The 14772-nt window shown below is 65.5% G+C and carries 20 protein-coding genes; 12 read left to right on the top strand and 8 right to left on the bottom strand.

The annotated features are described in order from the left end of the window. The 4 genes from AC1DKR_RS18510 to AC1DKR_RS18495 all read left to right on the top strand — a co-directional run bounded on the left by AC1DKR_RS18510 (position 1) and on the right by AC1DKR_RS18495 (position 4200). Complete coding sequence (locus AC1DKR_RS18510; RefSeq protein WP_478034331.1) at positions 1–1008, top strand: XVIPCD domain-containing protein; 1008 nt, start codon at positions 1–3, stop codon at positions 1006–1008. 180 nt (positions 1009–1188) lie between these two features. Next, positions 1189–2337, top strand: coding sequence for a YncE family protein (locus AC1DKR_RS18505; RefSeq protein WP_478034329.1), 1149 nt, complete (start codon positions 1189–1191; stop codon positions 2335–2337). Between the two features lie 144 nt (positions 2338–2481). Continuing rightward, positions 2482–3057: a hypothetical protein gene (locus AC1DKR_RS18500; protein WP_363729534.1), complete on the top strand. Its 576-nt coding sequence runs from the start codon at positions 2482–2484 to the stop codon at positions 3055–3057. A 42-nt stretch (positions 3058–3099) separates the two neighbouring features. After that, positions 3100–4200: a hypothetical protein gene (locus AC1DKR_RS18495; RefSeq protein ID WP_363729536.1), complete on the top strand. Its 1101-nt coding sequence runs from the start codon at positions 3100–3102 to the stop codon at positions 4198–4200. 49 nt (positions 4201–4249) lie between these two features. Here the strand turns inward: AC1DKR_RS18495 and AC1DKR_RS18490 are convergent, their stop codons facing one another. Then, complete coding sequence (locus AC1DKR_RS18490; RefSeq protein ID WP_243380336.1) at positions 4250–4648, bottom strand: XVIPCD domain-containing protein; 399 nt, start codon at positions 4646–4648, stop codon at positions 4250–4252. Positions 4649–4795: 147 nt separating this feature from the next. Here AC1DKR_RS18490 and AC1DKR_RS18485 point away from each other — a divergent pair, with 147 nt between their 5' ends. Further along, complete coding sequence (locus AC1DKR_RS18485) at positions 4796–5341, top strand: hypothetical protein (protein ID WP_447944544.1); 546 nt, start codon at positions 4796–4798, stop codon at positions 5339–5341. A gap of 22 nt (positions 5342–5363) precedes the next feature. On the opposite strand, the gene AC1DKR_RS18480 is transcribed toward AC1DKR_RS18485, so the two are convergent. Next, positions 5364–5846, bottom strand: a complete 483-nt coding sequence (locus tag AC1DKR_RS18480) for a DUF4440 domain-containing protein (protein WP_312785730.1) — start codon at positions 5844–5846, stop codon at positions 5364–5366. 234 nt (positions 5847–6080) lie between these two features. Here AC1DKR_RS18480 and AC1DKR_RS18475 point away from each other — a divergent pair, with 234 nt between their 5' ends. The 3 genes from AC1DKR_RS18475 (at position 6081) to AC1DKR_RS18465 (ending at position 8052) form a co-directional block, all read left to right on the top strand. Continuing rightward, positions 6081–6467, top strand: coding sequence for a hypothetical protein (locus AC1DKR_RS18475; protein ID WP_363729544.1), 387 nt, complete (start codon positions 6081–6083; stop codon positions 6465–6467). A 577-nt stretch (positions 6468–7044) separates the two neighbouring features. Continuing rightward, positions 7045–7857, top strand: a complete 813-nt coding sequence (locus AC1DKR_RS18470; protein WP_478034323.1) for an alpha/beta fold hydrolase — start codon at positions 7045–7047, stop codon at positions 7855–7857. Between the two features lie 24 nt (positions 7858–7881). Further along, the gene (locus tag AC1DKR_RS18465) at positions 7882–8052 is read left to right on the top strand and encodes a hypothetical protein (protein ID WP_099782623.1); all 171 of its coding nucleotides are present in this window, start codon (positions 7882–7884) and stop codon (positions 8050–8052) included. Between the two features lie 4 nt (positions 8053–8056). Here AC1DKR_RS18465 and AC1DKR_RS18460 read toward each other — a convergent pair whose 3' ends face one another. Further along, positions 8057–8746 carry a hypothetical protein gene (locus AC1DKR_RS18460; RefSeq protein WP_478034320.1) on the bottom strand — a complete coding sequence of 230 codons (690 nt, stop codon included), beginning with the start codon at positions 8744–8746 and terminating at the stop codon, positions 8057–8059. A gap of 120 nt (positions 8747–8866) precedes the next feature. Between AC1DKR_RS18460 and AC1DKR_RS18455 the strand changes: the two genes are divergently transcribed. The 3 genes from AC1DKR_RS18455 (at position 8867) to AC1DKR_RS18445 (ending at position 11170) form a co-directional block, all read left to right on the top strand. Continuing rightward, on the top strand, positions 8867–9511 hold the full coding sequence (locus AC1DKR_RS18455; RefSeq protein WP_478034318.1) for a hypothetical protein: 645 nt from the start codon (positions 8867–8869) through the stop codon (positions 9509–9511). A 56-nt stretch (positions 9512–9567) separates the two neighbouring features. Then, positions 9568–10113 (top strand): RNA 2'-phosphotransferase, encoded by a 546-nt coding sequence (locus AC1DKR_RS18450; protein WP_312785735.1) that lies wholly within the window; start codon positions 9568–9570, stop codon positions 10111–10113. An 88-nt stretch (positions 10114–10201) separates the two neighbouring features. After that, positions 10202–11170 carry a polysaccharide deacetylase family protein gene (locus AC1DKR_RS18445; RefSeq protein ID WP_428703829.1) on the top strand — a complete coding sequence of 323 codons (969 nt, stop codon included), beginning with the start codon at positions 10202–10204 and terminating at the stop codon, positions 11168–11170. 3 nt (positions 11171–11173) lie between these two features. On the opposite strand, the gene AC1DKR_RS18440 is transcribed toward AC1DKR_RS18445, so the two are convergent. From AC1DKR_RS18440 to dmeF, 4 genes are all read right to left on the bottom strand, one after another. After that, positions 11174–12016, bottom strand: a complete 843-nt coding sequence (locus AC1DKR_RS18440; RefSeq protein ID WP_312785737.1) for a class I SAM-dependent methyltransferase — start codon at positions 12014–12016, stop codon at positions 11174–11176. Between the two features lie 77 nt (positions 12017–12093). Further along, positions 12094–12417, bottom strand: coding sequence for a hypothetical protein (locus tag AC1DKR_RS18435; RefSeq protein WP_301865353.1), 324 nt, complete (start codon positions 12415–12417; stop codon positions 12094–12096). A 75-nt stretch (positions 12418–12492) separates the two neighbouring features. Next, positions 12493–12909 (bottom strand): hypothetical protein, encoded by a 417-nt coding sequence (locus AC1DKR_RS18430; protein ID WP_033830222.1) that lies wholly within the window; start codon positions 12907–12909, stop codon positions 12493–12495. Positions 12910–13001: 92 nt separating this feature from the next. Continuing rightward, the gene (dmeF, locus tag AC1DKR_RS18425; protein WP_478034315.1) at positions 13002–13973 is read right to left on the bottom strand and encodes a CDF family Co(II)/Ni(II) efflux transporter DmeF; all 972 of its coding nucleotides are present in this window, start codon (positions 13971–13973) and stop codon (positions 13002–13004) included. A 50-nt stretch (positions 13974–14023) separates the two neighbouring features. Between dmeF and AC1DKR_RS18420 the strand changes: the two genes are divergently transcribed. After that, on the top strand, positions 14024–14308 hold the full coding sequence (locus tag AC1DKR_RS18420; protein ID WP_312785741.1) for a metal/formaldehyde-sensitive transcriptional repressor: 285 nt from the start codon (positions 14024–14026) through the stop codon (positions 14306–14308). A 78-nt stretch (positions 14309–14386) separates the two neighbouring features. Here AC1DKR_RS18420 and AC1DKR_RS18415 read toward each other — a convergent pair whose 3' ends face one another. Then, positions 14387–14764 carry a MerC domain-containing protein gene (locus tag AC1DKR_RS18415; protein WP_025879198.1) on the bottom strand — a complete coding sequence of 126 codons (378 nt, stop codon included), beginning with the start codon at positions 14762–14764 and terminating at the stop codon, positions 14387–14389. Between the last annotated feature and the right edge of the window lie 8 nt (positions 14765–14772).

The raw sequence follows: 14772 nt of genomic DNA, 5'->3' as shown, positions 1-14772 counted from the left end.
ATGCAGAAGGACACTGCAGAGCGTTTCACCGTCACGATCCATGTGGCTGCTCCGGGAACGCCTCGCTGGGGCGAGAGGGATTCCGTGCCAGTACGGCTCGAGAACTCGTCCGTGGGGCACATGTTCCTCACGATCGATGATGGCAGCGGACGCGATCCAAAAAGTTACGGATATACGCGCGCGCCCACGCCAACCAACCCGGACGCAGGTGAAGTTGATACCTACGACAATCTGGTCTACAGAAATCCGCGCTACGAGCGCATGGTCGAAATCAGCAGGGAACAGTACGACAAGATCATGGAGTTCGCTGAAGCCCCGGAAAAGCACGGCTTCGACAAGAACAACTACAACCTGGTCACCAATGCCTGCACCGACTTCGCCTGGGGTGCGTTGAACCACGCTGGTCTGCGCCCGGTAGGGCTGGCCGGTGAGATCAGGAACTACGAAGGCTCGATCAAGGTGTTGGACAACATACCCGCGATCAACGCTATCCCACAGCAGGTCAAGGACAGCGAGCTGGACAAGGTGAAGTGGAATGACATGCCGACGCAGACCTTCGGTCAGTGGTGGATTTCGCAGAATGGCGAGCGGACGCAGGATGCCCATCCCTTGAGCGGAACCCCCGCCGATCCATCGCACGCCGATCACACTCGCCTCAATCAGCTTCACCAGCAGGTGGCCGACCTCGGAGCCTTCGGCGCCCAGAGCGGCAACGTCAGCGCCAGCCTCCTGGCACTCTCCAAGGAGCAGCAGTTCACGCGCGTAGACGATGTGCTGCTCGGCGAGCGCCGTGGCGATGCGGCCCCCAACCTCTTCATCGTGCAGGGCGACCGCAGCGACCCGGCGCATCAGCGCGCCAGTCTGCCGGCAGATGTCGCCGCGCAGACGCCGGTGGCCGCCTCGTTCGAGCGCATCGAGCATCTGGCGCAGGCACAGCCGCAGCGCGATGCCCAGCGTCAACAGGAAGAGCAGCAGCTGGCCCAGGCGCACGCCCCGCGCATGGTCTAGGCGCCCAACACCGAACAGCGCGTCCGCCATGCATCCGCAGGCGGACGCCACGGGCCTCACCTGCTACCATTCCCCCGCTACCCAGCCAGCCCCACCCCGCGCAGACAGATGCAGGGCCGGGCCGTCGAAGAACGGCCCCGCGAGCCAGGACACCCTCCGTGCCCATTGAAGGACGCTCGCATGATCCGCAATTCCCTTTTCCGTTCGGCCGCGCTGGCCGTTGCCGTGTCGCTGAGCCTCGGTGCCCCGACCGCCTTCGCCGCTGACGCCGCCACCGCAACCAGCCCCGCCACCGCCGTGCAGCGCCAGGCCGTCGCCCAGGGACTGTACGAGCTGGCCTACAGCCCCAAGCAGAACGCGGTGTTCGTTGCTTCGTCCGGTGGCTTCGGCGATGACGCCGGCCCGGCCCAGGTGCTGCGTCTGAACCCCACTACGCTCGCCGTGGAAACCCGCATCCCGCTGGAGCGCAAGGCGTTCGGCGTGGTGCTGGACGACGCCCACAACCGCCTGTACGTGGGCAACACCGTGGACCTGTCGGTGACCGTGGTTGACACCGCACAGAACAAGGCCATCGGCACCGTGCAGCTGATGGAGAAGAAGACCGGCAAGGACGGCAAGGCCGCCTACACCCACGACCTGCGCGAGCTGGTGGTCGACAGTGCCGCCAACCGCCTGTACGTGACCGGCCACAGCAGCCAGCCCGATGTGAGCAGCGTGCTGTTCGTGATCGATACCAACACCCTGAAGGTGATCAACACCATTCCGGGCCTGGGTAATGCCAAGGCGCCGGGCCTGGCGCTGGATGCCGCCAACAAGCGCGTGTACACCAGCAATCTGCTGGCCGATCTGGTGGTGGTCGGCACCGACTCCAACAAGGTGGAAGCCCAGCACAAGATCGCCGCCGAGCAGCCGATGAACATCGCGCTGGACCCGGCCGGCAAGCGCCTGTTCGTGACCGACCAGGGCTCGGAAATGCTGCGTGGTTACCAGGCCAAGAGCAGCGGGCTGGTCAGCAAGCACCCGGGCCAGCGCGTGCTGGTGCTCGACCGTAGCAATGGCAAGGAACTGGCCAGCATCCCGACCGACGCCGGCCCGCTGGGCATCCTGCTGGATGCACCGCGCAAGCGCCTGTACGTGACAAACCGCGAAGCCGGTACGGTGACCGCGTACAACAGCGACAGCTACCAGAAGGTGGCCACCTACGCTGTGCCGACGCACCCGAACAGCCTGGCGCTGGATGCCAGGAACAACGTGCTGTACGTGAGCATCAAGAACGGCGAGAAGGATGCCAAGGGCTCGGACGAGAGCGTGGCGCGTATCCAGCTGTGATGCGATGACGCTGGGCCACGCCCGGCGTCCTGACGCGTGAAAAAGGCAGGGCTTTTGCCCTGCCTTTTTCTTTGCCCGGTTGCAGTGCCGACCGCCAACCCGCTAGGGTTGAAGCCCATGGCAGGGAGCCAAAGGGTCTGAATCATGCTGTGTATCCACCGCTGGCTGCGCGCCGGCCTGTTGATCATCTTGAGCTCCGTGCTGGGCGCCTGTTCCAGCCGTGATCCTGTTCCACCCGAGCCGCTGGACCTCACGCAGCCGATCGCTGTGGATCAGCCGGGCCAAGAGGTGATTTTCGAGTTCGAGATGAACGGACGCAATTTCACTCCCAGCCGCATTCATGCGTTGGAACTCGAGATGCAACGCCAAAGACCGTACAGCGCGGATGCGCCGGACTTGGAGCGCTTGAACATTCCGTTCGAAGTGGTCCTGCAGCGCTGGACAGGCGGGGCTTGGAAGGATGTGCCTACCTACGACAATTACCAGGCACTAGCACTCAACGCAGGTCAGCCGCTTCCTGCGTGGCATACGTCGGACACTTGGCGCTATGCAATGTTGCGGTCAGGTAGCGGCGGGCAGTACATGCTGAGTGTCGTTGCCTTGCCCCTGCAGAACGACAACCGCTATCGAGTGCAGGTTCGCACCGTCAAAGTGACCCCGGAACTGGGCGAGTATTCGGCCCGTCTTCGCGTCCACGCTGCACGACCCGTTGGTAAGTAGGCTCTATTTACATCCCTTGGAAGGAACTGAAGGAACAATCTTATGGACAAGCCACGCTACACCGTAGATATCGTCATTGCGGCACCCGGGACCCCTCTGCTTGATCTTTCGACCGGTAAGCAGGAGGTTGTGGATGGTGTTCTGCAGACCTCCGCGCCGGGGCACATGTTCTACGTCCTGCACGCTACGGGTGTGCCTCCCCAGAGCTACGGCTTTGCACCTGTGGTGCATGGCGACATCAATGGGCCGGGCGACATCGTGAAGAAAGATGATCTGATCTATAAGGATCCGCGATACACCCGGACGCTCGAAATCAGCGAGGAGCAATACAAGAAGCTCGACGCCTTCGGCAAAGATCCCGAGGGGTTTGGCTTCAGCAAGCACTACCAGGATGTCCGCAACAACTGCGTGGACTTCACCTGGGAAGCCTTGAACCACGCGGGCATCGAGCGGAAAAGAAGCATCGACGTGAATGCGCTGGGAGGTCCCGCCGGGCAGCTTTTCCCGGATGTCCGCATTCCTCTGGACATCAATGGCGGTGGCAAGGACGGTTATCGTCCGCTGCGTAACATCCACGGCGTCGACAGCATCGATCCGCCGTTCCCCAACAGTGATCTCAATCGTACGAAAACCAACCCGATGCCCGATCGTACGTGGAAGCATCGCCTGCTGAGCGACAACGACGACATCGGCGAGCGCAGCGGCGAGCGGGTGGCCAACGACGCACGCGTGCCGGGCGACGCGTTGCATCCTCTCGACCAGCGGGTGCGGGCAGCGCTGGGTGACGCCGCCGAGCGCCAAGGGCTGCCGGCGGGGCAACAGCCCGAGCTGTTGGCGGGCCACCTGACACGATTGGCGGTGCAGGGGGGCTACACCGAACGCGATACCTTGCAGGTGGCCTTCAGCAGCGGCGGCGCTGTGGATTCGCCGGGCTATGTTTTTCTGCAGCGCACTGGCGACACCGCTTCACCGGACCCTGCAGCGAACCGCCAGCGCTTGTCGCTGGTCGATGCCCAGCAGGGCACGGTTGAAGAGGTGTACCAACAAGCCAGCGTGCAGCATCAGGGGCGTGAGTCCTGCCGCATTGCGCATGAGGATCAGCTGCAGCAACAGACGCAGCAGTCCCAGCCGCGAATGGGCTGATAGCGGCCCATGCCATAAAGGCGTCGATCGCATCGACGCCTGCCGGTGTTCACCCCATCCGATGCGCAGGGTTCTGCTGCTGATCCTGCGCCTGTGCATCCAGCGTCTGCTGCTCGGCCTGCACCGGCTGCTGCCCACCCAGTCCCAGCTTCTGCAGTGACTCCTCGGCCGGCGTCTGCGCGGCCACGGCGGTCGGCAGCATCGCCCGCAGGTGCGCCGGGTTGGCCGGGTCGCCCTGCACCACGAAGATGTTGTGCCCGGCCGGGTGGTTGGCCGTGGCGTTGCTCACCACCACGTGGTCGGCGCGTTCCAGGCCCTGTTCGCGGGCTTTGACGGCCAGGCTGGCGGCCACGTTCTCGCTGGTGGCGTCGAACGCGCGGCCGTGCTTTTCGTCCAGTGCGGCCACGTTCTGGCGGATCTGCTGGTGAAGGGAATCGTCAGGGGTCATTGGGGGCTCCATGTGGCCGCTACCGTGTGGCCGGATGTGGCCAGTGTAAAACGGTCGCGGGCTGCGCCGGTAACCGCTTTGTTGCTAGCCTGTGGCCCGGCGACGCAGGGGATGGCGTCCGGTGCAATGGCAGCGGGGGAAAGCGTGGTGCACGGGGAGACAATCCGGATACGGGGACAGGCGGCCGCGCGGTTGCTGCTGGGCGTGGGGCTGTGGGCCTGCGCAGGTGCTGCGGCGGCTGACACGCCGGTAGCAGCGGACGATCCCGCCTGCCCATCGCAGGACTTCACGCGTTTCCTGCAACGCTTTGCCGACCCGGCCGATGACCGGGTGCGCCTGCGCTATACCTCCGACCCGCTGGAGTACGAGGTGCCGATGCACACCGTGCGCGACGACCACGAGGGGCTGGCGCACACGCACATCGCGCTGGAACAGGGCGGCGCGCGATTGAAGCGTTTCAGCTACCGCTACCTCGCTGCGTTCGATCTGTTCGTGCCTTCGCCGGTCAGCCGTGACCCGGTCGCGCTGGAGCGCATGCGCGCAGGCACCTACAACGCGCCCACACGCATCGAAGCGATCGACGACAACGGACAGCGCGTGACCTTCGGCAGCGACGACGAGCGCGATACCTACACCTTCGCGCGCCGCTACGGCTGCTGGATGCTGACGCGCGCCAGCAACCTGCGTGACTGAGCGGGCGCTGCGGCGCTGATGATCATTTGTCCGCCGGGCGGTGGTCGTAACTGATCACCCGCTCGGCCTGCCATTGACCGTCCACCCGGCGCCAGACCTGGATGAAACGGGCCTGCCCGGTCCAGCGTTCAACGCCATCGGTGCCACGCTCATGGAAGCGGTGGTCGCCGATTTCCAGTGCGCGATCATCCTGCAGCGGGAAGACCTGCAGCGAGCTCTCCACCAGCTCGCGCCGCAGGTGCCAGCCGCCCTTGCGCGCGCTGTCGCACAGGTTGGCCACGCTGCGGCGGAAGTCCTCGCGGCTGTTGGCGGACTTGCCATCCTTGTCATGGAAGAACTCCATGTCTTCGGTGGTCATCGCGGCGGCCCTGTCGGCATCGCAGGCATCGAAGGCCACGGCGAACAGTTGCGTGTCGGCTGCGCGGATCTGCTCGCGCAGGGTGTCGCTGGCGGGGGCGGTGCCGGCGAGTGCGGCGGCGAGCAGGGGCAGGGCGAGCAGCAACATGGCGAAAGTCCTGGGGATGATTCGCGCAGGCTGGCATGGCGAACGACATCGCTGGGCTGCATACCGACGAAACCCTGTTATGGCTCGACAAAACGCCGTCTCAACGGGCAACAAATGGCGGCGTCCCTTTGTGCGCCGCAGCAATGCGCTCGACGTCTCGGGGAGGACGAAGCGGCGCCTCATCGAAGCAGGTTGGATAAGGCGCCAGGCGCTGATGGTGTTGTTGACCTCACGATGTCGGACTTCAATGACGTTATGAAGTACGAGGCGGCGCATACCCGCATGGCCAGTGAGGTGCGCGGTGGGTTCGACAAGCTCCCTGTCTGGGAGAGGGCCGTGGTACACAGCAAGGCCGATTCGATCTTCTATGGAGACAACGGTGGAAAGTTCTTTCGCATCGTGCGCGAAGGTGGCGCGCCCATCGGGCCCTACAGGGGCGGCGACTTCAATTATATAAAGCAGGGAATGACCTTCAGGGCGTCGGGCGACAGCCAGGGCGAAATGAGGGCTGCCATTGTGGGCTGGAACGCCTCCGGCGCCGGCACGAGCTCCAACATTCCACAGCGCATCTTCCTCTCCGAAGTGGGGTACTACTACTATGAGAATTACGGTGGTGACTGATAGAGGCCGGCTGACCGCAAAGCGTGTTCTGCATGCTGCGCTGCTTGCAGTCGTGTTTTGCACATCGGCGGGATGCAACTACATCAGCTGCGGTAGCTACTACACCTACGTCAACGACGAGGGTGATGCGCGGGCGATCGTCGCTTGGGCCGATGCCCACGTGCTGGGTCGGTCCTCCGCAACGTTCAGGGTCAATGGTGGCTTGTTGGTGGGGCCTGGCGATACGCGCATACGTGGCCATGCGCCGTTGCCGCCCGACTTGGCGGGAAGCGAAATCCGTGTGGTACAGGAAGACGCCAATGGAATTTCAGCAATCTTCATAGGCCGCCGTTCGTTGAAGGGATTGATGGTGACGCGCAATACGATGCCCGGAGCGCTCACAGGTATCAGGTACCCCGGTGCGTCCTATCTTGAGCGTGGAGGACGAACCGCCGTCATGTGCTATCACCAACGTTAGGATCCGGTGGCCTGTACGATAGCGTGGGTGCACGTGGCGTTGTCGTGGATCGGATTTTCATCACGGCCAGCATAGGTGCCGACGACTAGGCTCTGGTTCCACGCTTCCACAGGAGCCACCATGACTGCTTCCCGCATCCGACTGCACATTGAAGATACCGGCGGCACCGGCCGCCCGGTCATCCTGATCCATGGCTGGCCGTTGTCTGCCGAATCCTGGAAGGCGCAGGTGCCGCTGCTGCGCGATGCCGGTTACCGCGTGATCAGTTACGACCGTCGGGGCTTCGGCCGCTCGGACAAGCCCGCCTATGGCTACGAGTACGACACCCTGGCCGCTGACCTGGCCGGCCTGATCGACGAACGCGATCTGCGCGATGTCACCCTGGTCGGCTTCTCGATGGGCGGTGGCGAAGTGGCGCGCTATATCGCCAACCATGGTGAAGACCGCCTGCACAGCGTGGTGTTCGCTGCGGCCGTGCCGCCGTACCTGTTGAAGGGCGCGGACAATCCCGAAGGGCCGCTGACCCAGGAAAAGGCGGATGAGATGCGCCAGGGGCTGGAGAAGGACCGGGAGTCGTTCTTCGACGGCTTTACCCGCGATTTCTTCAGTGCCGACGGCAAGCTGATGGTCACCGAGGACGAGCGCCAGGCCGCCATCGCGCTTGCCCATCAATCTGACCAGACCGCTGCGCTGGGGTGCATGAAGGCGTTCGCCACCACCGATTTCCGCGCGGACCTGAAGAAAGTGACCGTACCGACGCTGGTGCTGCACGGGGGCAGCGATGCGACGGTGCCGTTCGAAGGTTCAGGCAAGCGCACGCACGCGGCCATCGCCGGCAGCGAGGTGGTGGTGCTGAAGAATGCGCCACATGGCTGCAATACCAGCCACGCCGATGACTTCAATCTGGCGTTGCTGGAATTCCTGAAGAAGTAACACCCACTACGGCATCATCCGCACATGCCCACTGCCCGCACGCCGCCCTGGAAGAAGCCCAACCCGAAGGGCCAGAAGACGCAGCCGCTGACGGAAGCGCAGAAGGCGGCGGCGCGGCAGCGGGCAGAGGAGAACGGGCGCCGTTACCCGAACCTGGTGGACAACATGTGGGCGGCGAAACTGCCGCGCGGTTGAAGCCTTACTGGCTGCTGCGCCCCGGCCACGGCTGCCAACCCCATTCCCGCCATGGCGCGACGATGCGCGGCTGTATCGTCAGCGCAACGTTGGACGATGCGCTGCACGTGTGCAGGGCATCGCGCAGCAGGGCCGCATCCACCGGCTGCGCCGTGGCCACCTGCAGCAGCGTGCCGCGGTGCCGCACCTGCACCGGCAGCACCCCGTGCACCTCGACCGGATTGCCGGTGCGGGCTCTGCGGTAGCGCATGGTGATGGGGCGGACAGTGCGATGCAGCACGGGGGCGCAGGCATCCAGCAACTGCAGCTGCTGCTGCATGGGCGCGCGGACCTCGATGACGGTGGAGGGATATCCCAAGGTGCTCTCGACCAGCACCTGGAAGCGGGGGCCATCGGGCATCAGGTAGACGGTCAGGCCCACCGTGCCGATGAACGCCATTGCTGCGAGCAGGACCCAGCTGCGCGGCACCTTGGGCGGCTGGGTGAAGCGCTGCAGGCGCGGTCTGCGGCGCCGCAGGCGGCGATAACGCCGCTGTGCAGCGGGGCTGGGCAGCAGGCTGTCATCAGGCAGGGCAATCACCCGTGGCGGTAGACGGGCCAGCCGTCGATTGATCACCCGCGCGCCCAGCATCGCAACCGCCCCGCCCAGCAGTGCCGGCAGCACGGTACGCACGAACAGATACAACCCCAGCATCGCCAACACTCCTGCATTGAACGCACATGATCGCGCATCACCGGCGATGGTGTCGCATCTGCCAGCCGACAGCATCGATTGGCTTGGCTAGCATGCGCGTCACTTGCTGGGGATACACCGATGACCGCCTTTACTGCCCGCCTTGGGCGCTTCTTCGGCGCTGGCCTGATGCTGTTGCTGCTGCAGGTGGTGGCGCTGCTGTCGGTTGGCTTGGCCGCAGGGTACTTCCATCACCGCGTGGACCTGTTGCTGGAGCCACTGTCGCTGGCCTGTGGTGGTATTGATCCGGCCGCGCGCCTGCACGTGGCCGAGCATCTGCTGGCGCGTGCCAGCGCGCTGGATGACTGGCAGCCGCTCTTCTGGTTGCCGATGGCAACGCTGCTGCTCGCCGTGCTGGGTACGCTCCTGGTCTGTGTGCACTGGTTGCGGCATGTGGACACGCCGCTGCGCCGCAGTGCGTGGGGCCTGCTCGCCCTGCACGCGGCGGCGCTGCTGCTGGCCAGCGCGACGTTGCGACTGTATGAGCATGTGTGGGAAGGCATCACCACGGCACTGCCGGCTGCGTGCATGACCGATCTGGCACCGGACGGGCAGGCGCTGCCGTCCTCGATGCGGCGATGGTTGCTACAGCTGTTCGCCAAGGCCGAGCTGATGCCGCCGCACGCACCTGACGCGCTGGCCATCATCCTGTGCGGACTGCTGATGGCTGCGATGGTGGTTGGCCTGTTGCTGTGGCGCACCACCTCGCAGCTGACCCGGCTCTGACTCGCGCGCGGGCCACTGACTGGCATCAACCGGCGCTTCTGCGGCACGCTATGCGGATGAATACGGAAACTTCAACCAAGCAGACCAGCAAGTTCCTCAGCCTGGTGCTGCGCCATGAACCCGGGAAAATCGGGTTGAACCTGGACGGCCAAGGCTGGGCCAACGTCGACGAACTGCTGCAGAAGCTGCATGCACACGGGCAGGTGCTTGATCGTGGCGGACTGCAGGACATCGTGGCGACCTGCAGCAAGCAGCGCTTTGCACTGAGCGATGATGGCCAGCGTATCCGCGCGAACCAGGGGCATTCGATCACGGTCGATCTCGGACTGGTGCCGGTCGAGCCGCCGCCGTGGCTGTACCACGGCACGGTGTCGCGCTTCGTCGGGGCAATCCGCGAGCAGGGTCTGCGTCCGGGCGAGCGCCAGCACGTGCATCTGTCGCTGGACCGCGAGACGGCCCACCAGGTGGGTGCCCGCCGCGGTGCGCCGGTGATCCTCAGCGTGCACGCCGGGCGCATGCATGCCGACGGGCATGTATTCCACCGCTCGGCCAATGGTGTCTGGTTGACCGACCACGTGCCGCCGCAGTACATCGCCGACTGACCCGCTCTGGCGCTGCGACCGGGTCCACACTCGGCGGCAAGGCCCAATCGCGTTACAGTCGCTGCATCCTCGTCCCATGGATGTACCGATGCGTCTGTTCCTGCGTGCGTTGCCGTTGCTGTTGTTGTCATTGACCGTCCATGCTGCCGAAGTCGATCGGCGCATCGCGGTGACCATCGACGATCTGCCGTGGGCGCGCCTGGATGAGATCGTGCCGGCCGATCTGCAGGCACGCCATGCCGCACTGATGGCGCAGCTGCGCCAGGCCGATGTGCCGGTGGTGGGCTTCGTCAACGAAAACAAGCTGGAAGTGGATGGCCAGGTGCAGCCGGCGCGGGTGCAGATGCTGCGCGACTGGTTGGATGCCGGCTACGAGCTCGGGAACCACACTTGGTCGCACATGGACCTCAACGCCAAAGGTGTAGCGGCATTCCAGCAGGACTTCCTGCGCGGCGAGCAGGTGCTGCGACCGCTGCTGGCCGAGCGTGGGCAGACGCCGCAATGGATGCGCCACCCTTACCTGCGTGCGGGCCGTACGCAGGAAGACCGCGTGGCGATGGACGTGTTCTTCAAACAGCACGGCTACCGCGTGGCACCGGTGACGGTCGACAACGGTGAGTGGGTGTGGGCCTTTGCCTATGCCAACGTGATGAACGAGCAGCCCGATTCACCGCAGCGCGAGGCGACGCTGGCGAGCCTGCGCAAGGGCTATGTGCCGTACATGCTGAACAAGGTGGATTACTACGAGCAGCAGTCGCAGGCGCTGCTGGGCTATGCGGTGCCGCAGGTGTGGCTGATGCATGCCAACGAGCTCAACGCGGCGACGTTCGCCGAGCTGGTGGCGGCCACCAAGCGCCGTGGCTATCGCTTCGTGTCGCTGGAAGAAGCTGTGCGCGACCCCGCCTACGCGCGCGGCGCCGAGGGTTACAGCGGTCGCTATGGGCCGAGCTGGCTGCACCGCTGGGCGATGGCCGAAAACAAGCCCAAGGCGTTCTACGCCGGCGAGCCGGAAGTGCCGAAGTGGGTGATGAAGCTGGCCAAGGTGGAAGGCGAGTGAGCCTCAGCGCTTGATGGCCAGCACGCCATCGAGCGCCAGCTCGGCCTTGAAGCCGGCCTTTTCCAGGCGCTTGGCCACTTCGCGTGGCACGTCGCGGCCACTGGTCAGCTTGTTCGGCGCGCCGGTGTAGTGGAACAGGCGGCCACCCTTGCGGATGACGCGGGCGAGATGGTCGTAGAACACCTGCGAGTACAGTTCGCCGGCAATGCCGAAGCGCGGCGGGTCGTGCAGGATCGCATCGACGCTGTTGCTGGCGACCTGTTCGATCTGCTGCGAGACGTCGCCGTGGCTGAAGTGCAGGCGGCCGCCCGCGGCGGCTGAATCCGGATCGGGCGACCACGGATTGAGCGTGCGCAACCACATCACGTCGGCGTTCTTTTCGAACGAGCGGATCTGGCCGACGCCGGCCTCCAGTGCGCAGGCGGCGAAGTAGCCGAGCCCGCCGCAGGTATCGAGGAGGCTTTTGCCCGCCGGGGCGACCAGCTCGACCTTGCGGCGCGCGTCCTCGAACGGCGACAGCTTGGAGGTCGGCAGCATCTTGATGCCGTCGATCTCGAAGGTCGGTGCGCCCCACTCGGTCGGCACCAGCTTGATCAGCGAGCCGCTGAAGCGGGAGATGGAGCAGAACTCCTCGCCATCCCAGTAGTACAGCGTGCGGTCCTTCAGCTTGCCCGGCCACGGATAGTGCTGGCCGCGGAAGGTGAAACCCTCGGCATCCAGCTGTACCGCCGCTTCGCTGCGGCCCAGATCGAGCGAGCCCGGCCATTCGGTGGCGCCCTTGTCATGGGCACGGCGCAGGGTGTCAGCGCTGTCGCGGGTCAGCAGGGGGCCGGAGTAGTGGGGCACGGCAGGTAGCGTAGGTGGCTCGGGGGAGGGCATGGTACCGCAGGTGCCGTGCAGCCGAGCCGGGCAGGGGCGCGGCGCTACAGCGGGCCGCTGCAGCTGAATCCGTGAATGGTTCCCTCTCCCGAGATGAGGCCGACGCCTCGCGAGGGCTGCATTCCCCGCAACGCGCACGAACGGCGATGGACTTCCTGGGTGGCGGCTGGTTGCCGGTCGAAGTCGTACCGCATGCTGCCGTCTTCCTGCAGCAGCCAGTGCACGGTTACGCGTTCGGCGCGTTGCCCTTCGATCTCCCAGTCGAAGGTACGCATCACCACGATCTCGCCATCAGCGGTCTCACGCACCTCGTCGTAAGCACCCTGGGTCTTTGCAACAATTGCGGCCAGCAGGAGAAGAACGGTCATCGGAATTCCTCCTCGAAACCGGCAGCGTGTGCCAGCGGCATCGCTGAGGCCATGGGAAGAATTGCAATGTGGCCGCTACTGGCACTTCACCGCATACACCGGTCCGGCGCCGATCAGCAGCAGCGCCATGTAGTCGCTGTCGCGTGCCCGGGCCTTCAGCGTTGCGCCGTCCTTGACGCGGAAGATGCCGAAGCCGCCGGCCATCCGGATCAGCGCGCTGTCGATCTGGTCGGCGTCATCGCGGAAGTACTGCTGGATGTCGCTGCGGCTGGCCTTGTACAGCGCATTGGGTTCGCGCTGCCAGTGACCATCGCGTTCGAACGAGACGAAGTACTGGCTTGCTTCCTTTTCGATGCGGAACTCGGCGGACTTGCGCGGGTTGGTGGCGAAGCAGCCGAGCATCGGGTCGGAGGAGAACGGCAGCTGGGTGTCGCCGGAACAGGCCACCAGCAGCAGGAGGGCACCGGGCAGCAGCAGGCGGAGCGTGCGCATGGGATGTCCCGACGGGGCAGGTGCGGCCAGTGTAGGCAGCACGCAGCCGTGGCCGGTACAGATTTTCGGCAAGAACCGCCGCCCTGCTGGGGTCACGCGCTGCGGTGGATCTCCACGGTGACGTGCACCAGTTCTTCATGGATCGCCAAGGCCTGGCGCACGGTATCCGGATCGAGCGCGGCATCACTGGTGACCACGCTGGCGGCGACGGCGTACTTGCCACGCCCCACCTGCCACACGTGCAGGTCGGCCAGGCGTGCCGGCCAAGGACCCTGCTCGATCACTTCGCGTACCTCGGCCACCACCGGCGCATCCATCTGCGCGTCGAGCAGGATGCGGCCGCTGTCGCGCAGCAGGCCGATCGCCCACACGGTGACCAGCACCGCGCCGACCAGGCCCATCACCGGGTCCAGCCAGGTCAGGCCGAGCAGCTTGCCGCCGAGCAGGGCGACGATGGCCAGCACCGAGGTGGCGGCGTCGGCCAGCACGTGCACGTAGGCCGAGCGCAGGTTGAGGTCGTGCCCGTGGGAGTGATCGTGGTCATGCCCATGATGATCGCCATGGTCGTGTCCGTGTCCGTGGCCATGATGGTGATGCGCATGACCGGGGCTGTCGTGCAGCCACCACGCGCACAGCAGGTTCACGCCCAGGCCGACTGCAGCAATGGCGATGGCCTCGTTGTAGTGGATGGGCGCGGGCACCCACAGGCGTTGCAGCGATTGCACGACCATCAGCGCGGCGACGCCGAGCAGGGCGATGGCGCTGGTATAGCCAGCCAGGATCTCGATCTTCCAGGTGCCGAAGGCGAAGCGCGGATCGTGCGCGTAGCGGCGTGCACAGCGGTAGGCGAACACAGAGAGGCCCAGCGCCAGTGCGTGCGAGCTCATGTGCCAACCGTCGGCGAGCACGGCCATGGAATTGAACCACCAGCCACCGACGATCTCGACCAGCATCATGCTGACGGTGAGCCACATGGCGCGACTGGTATTGCGTTCGGCCAGCGGATTGCCGTCGTCGAAGCGGTGCTCGTGGCGACGGGCGGCGGCAAGGGCGTCCAGGTGCATGGCGGCGGTCAGGCTTGGGTGGATACCCCCATAGGGTATATGATCCCGGCATGGCCCATGTACACAGAAATCGAAAGCAGCTGCTGACCCGGGTGCGCCGCATCGGCGGGCAGGTGGCAGCGCTGGAACAGGCATTGAACACGCCCGGGGGCGAGGCAGGCGACTGTGCCGATGTGCTGGTGCAGGTGGCGGCCGTACGCGGCGCCGCCCACAGCCTGCTGATGGAACTGCTGCACGAGCATCTGCAGGAACACGTGGTGGGCGCGGAAGACCCGGCGCAGCGGGCGGCCGAAGCCGAGGTACTGGTGGAACTACTGCGGCGTTACGGCAAATAGCTGGGTAGTGCCGGCCGCTGGCCGGCAACCTCATGAACTGCGGACGAAGCCTGCTGTTGCCGGCCAGCGGCCGGCACTTCAGCTTCTGCGGTGCCGGTGCTGCGCGTTCCACAGGTGCGTGGCGGCCAGCAGCAGGCTGCCGGTGACCGTCAGCGGGGTCTCCCAGGCGTGCGAGGGCAGTGCCAGCGCCCCGGCCATCAACAGTGCCAGGCCCATGCCCGCGCTCAGCCATGCCAGCGCAGGCAGCGGCTGGCGGCGTTCGGCGCGCCACAGGGCAAAGCCGGTCATCGGCAGGGCGATGGCGACGAAGACCAGGTGCACCCACTCCGCTTCGGCCCAGACGCCGAACAGCGGCAGCGCGGCCGCCAGCAGGGGCAATGCCAGGCAATGCAGCAGGCACAGGCTGGACAGGGCGACGGCGCCGGCATCAAGCAGGGCGGCAGAGGGCGACTTCATGCGGGGAG

It is taken from the genome of Stenotrophomonas sp. 01N47, assembly GCF_056399165.1.
Note: the sequence above shows the minus strand (reverse complement) of the source record. Positions and strands in the feature narration are given on the sequence as shown.

Excerpts from the sequence above, each read along its gene's own strand:
- AC1DKR_RS18510 (WP_478034331.1), top strand. The coding sequence starts at position 1 with ATGCAGAAGGACACTGCAGAGCGTTTCACCGTCACGATCCATGTGGCT.
- AC1DKR_RS18505 (WP_478034329.1), top strand. The coding sequence starts at position 1,189 with ATGATCCGCAATTCCCTTTTCCGTTCGGCCGCGCTGGCCGTTGCCGTG.
- AC1DKR_RS18500 (WP_363729534.1), top strand. The coding sequence starts at position 2,482 with ATGCTGTGTATCCACCGCTGGCTGCGCGCCGGCCTGTTGATCATCTTG.
- AC1DKR_RS18495 (WP_363729536.1), top strand. The coding sequence starts at position 3,100 with ATGGACAAGCCACGCTACACCGTAGATATCGTCATTGCGGCACCCGGG.
- AC1DKR_RS18490 (WP_243380336.1), bottom strand. The coding sequence starts at position 4,648 with ATGACCCCTGACGATTCCCTTCACCAGCAGATCCGCCAGAACGTGGCC.
- AC1DKR_RS18480 (WP_312785730.1), bottom strand. The coding sequence starts at position 5,846 with ATGTTGCTGCTCGCCCTGCCCCTGCTCGCCGCCGCACTCGCCGGCACC.
- AC1DKR_RS18475 (WP_363729544.1), top strand. The coding sequence starts at position 6,081 with ATGTCGGACTTCAATGACGTTATGAAGTACGAGGCGGCGCATACCCGC.
- AC1DKR_RS18470 (WP_478034323.1), top strand. The coding sequence starts at position 7,045 with ATGACTGCTTCCCGCATCCGACTGCACATTGAAGATACCGGCGGCACC.
- AC1DKR_RS18465 (WP_099782623.1), top strand. The coding sequence starts at position 7,882 with ATGCCCACTGCCCGCACGCCGCCCTGGAAGAAGCCCAACCCGAAGGGC.
- AC1DKR_RS18460 (WP_478034320.1), bottom strand. The coding sequence starts at position 8,746 with ATGCTGGGGTTGTATCTGTTCGTGCGTACCGTGCTGCCGGCACTGCTG.
- AC1DKR_RS18455 (WP_478034318.1), top strand. The coding sequence starts at position 8,867 with ATGACCGCCTTTACTGCCCGCCTTGGGCGCTTCTTCGGCGCTGGCCTG.
- AC1DKR_RS18450 (WP_312785735.1), top strand. The coding sequence starts at position 9,568 with ATGAATACGGAAACTTCAACCAAGCAGACCAGCAAGTTCCTCAGCCTG.
- AC1DKR_RS18445 (WP_428703829.1), top strand. The coding sequence starts at position 10,202 with ATGCGTCTGTTCCTGCGTGCGTTGCCGTTGCTGTTGTTGTCATTGACC.
- AC1DKR_RS18435 (WP_301865353.1), bottom strand. The coding sequence starts at position 12,417 with ATGACCGTTCTTCTCCTGCTGGCCGCAATTGTTGCAAAGACCCAGGGT.
- AC1DKR_RS18430 (WP_033830222.1), bottom strand. The coding sequence starts at position 12,909 with ATGCGCACGCTCCGCCTGCTGCTGCCCGGTGCCCTCCTGCTGCTGGTG.
- dmeF (WP_478034315.1), bottom strand. The coding sequence starts at position 13,973 with ATGCACCTGGACGCCCTTGCCGCCGCCCGTCGCCACGAGCACCGCTTC.
- AC1DKR_RS18420 (WP_312785741.1), top strand. The coding sequence starts at position 14,024 with ATGGCCCATGTACACAGAAATCGAAAGCAGCTGCTGACCCGGGTGCGC.
- AC1DKR_RS18415 (WP_025879198.1), bottom strand. The coding sequence starts at position 14,764 with ATGAAGTCGCCCTCTGCCGCCCTGCTTGATGCCGGCGCCGTCGCCCTG.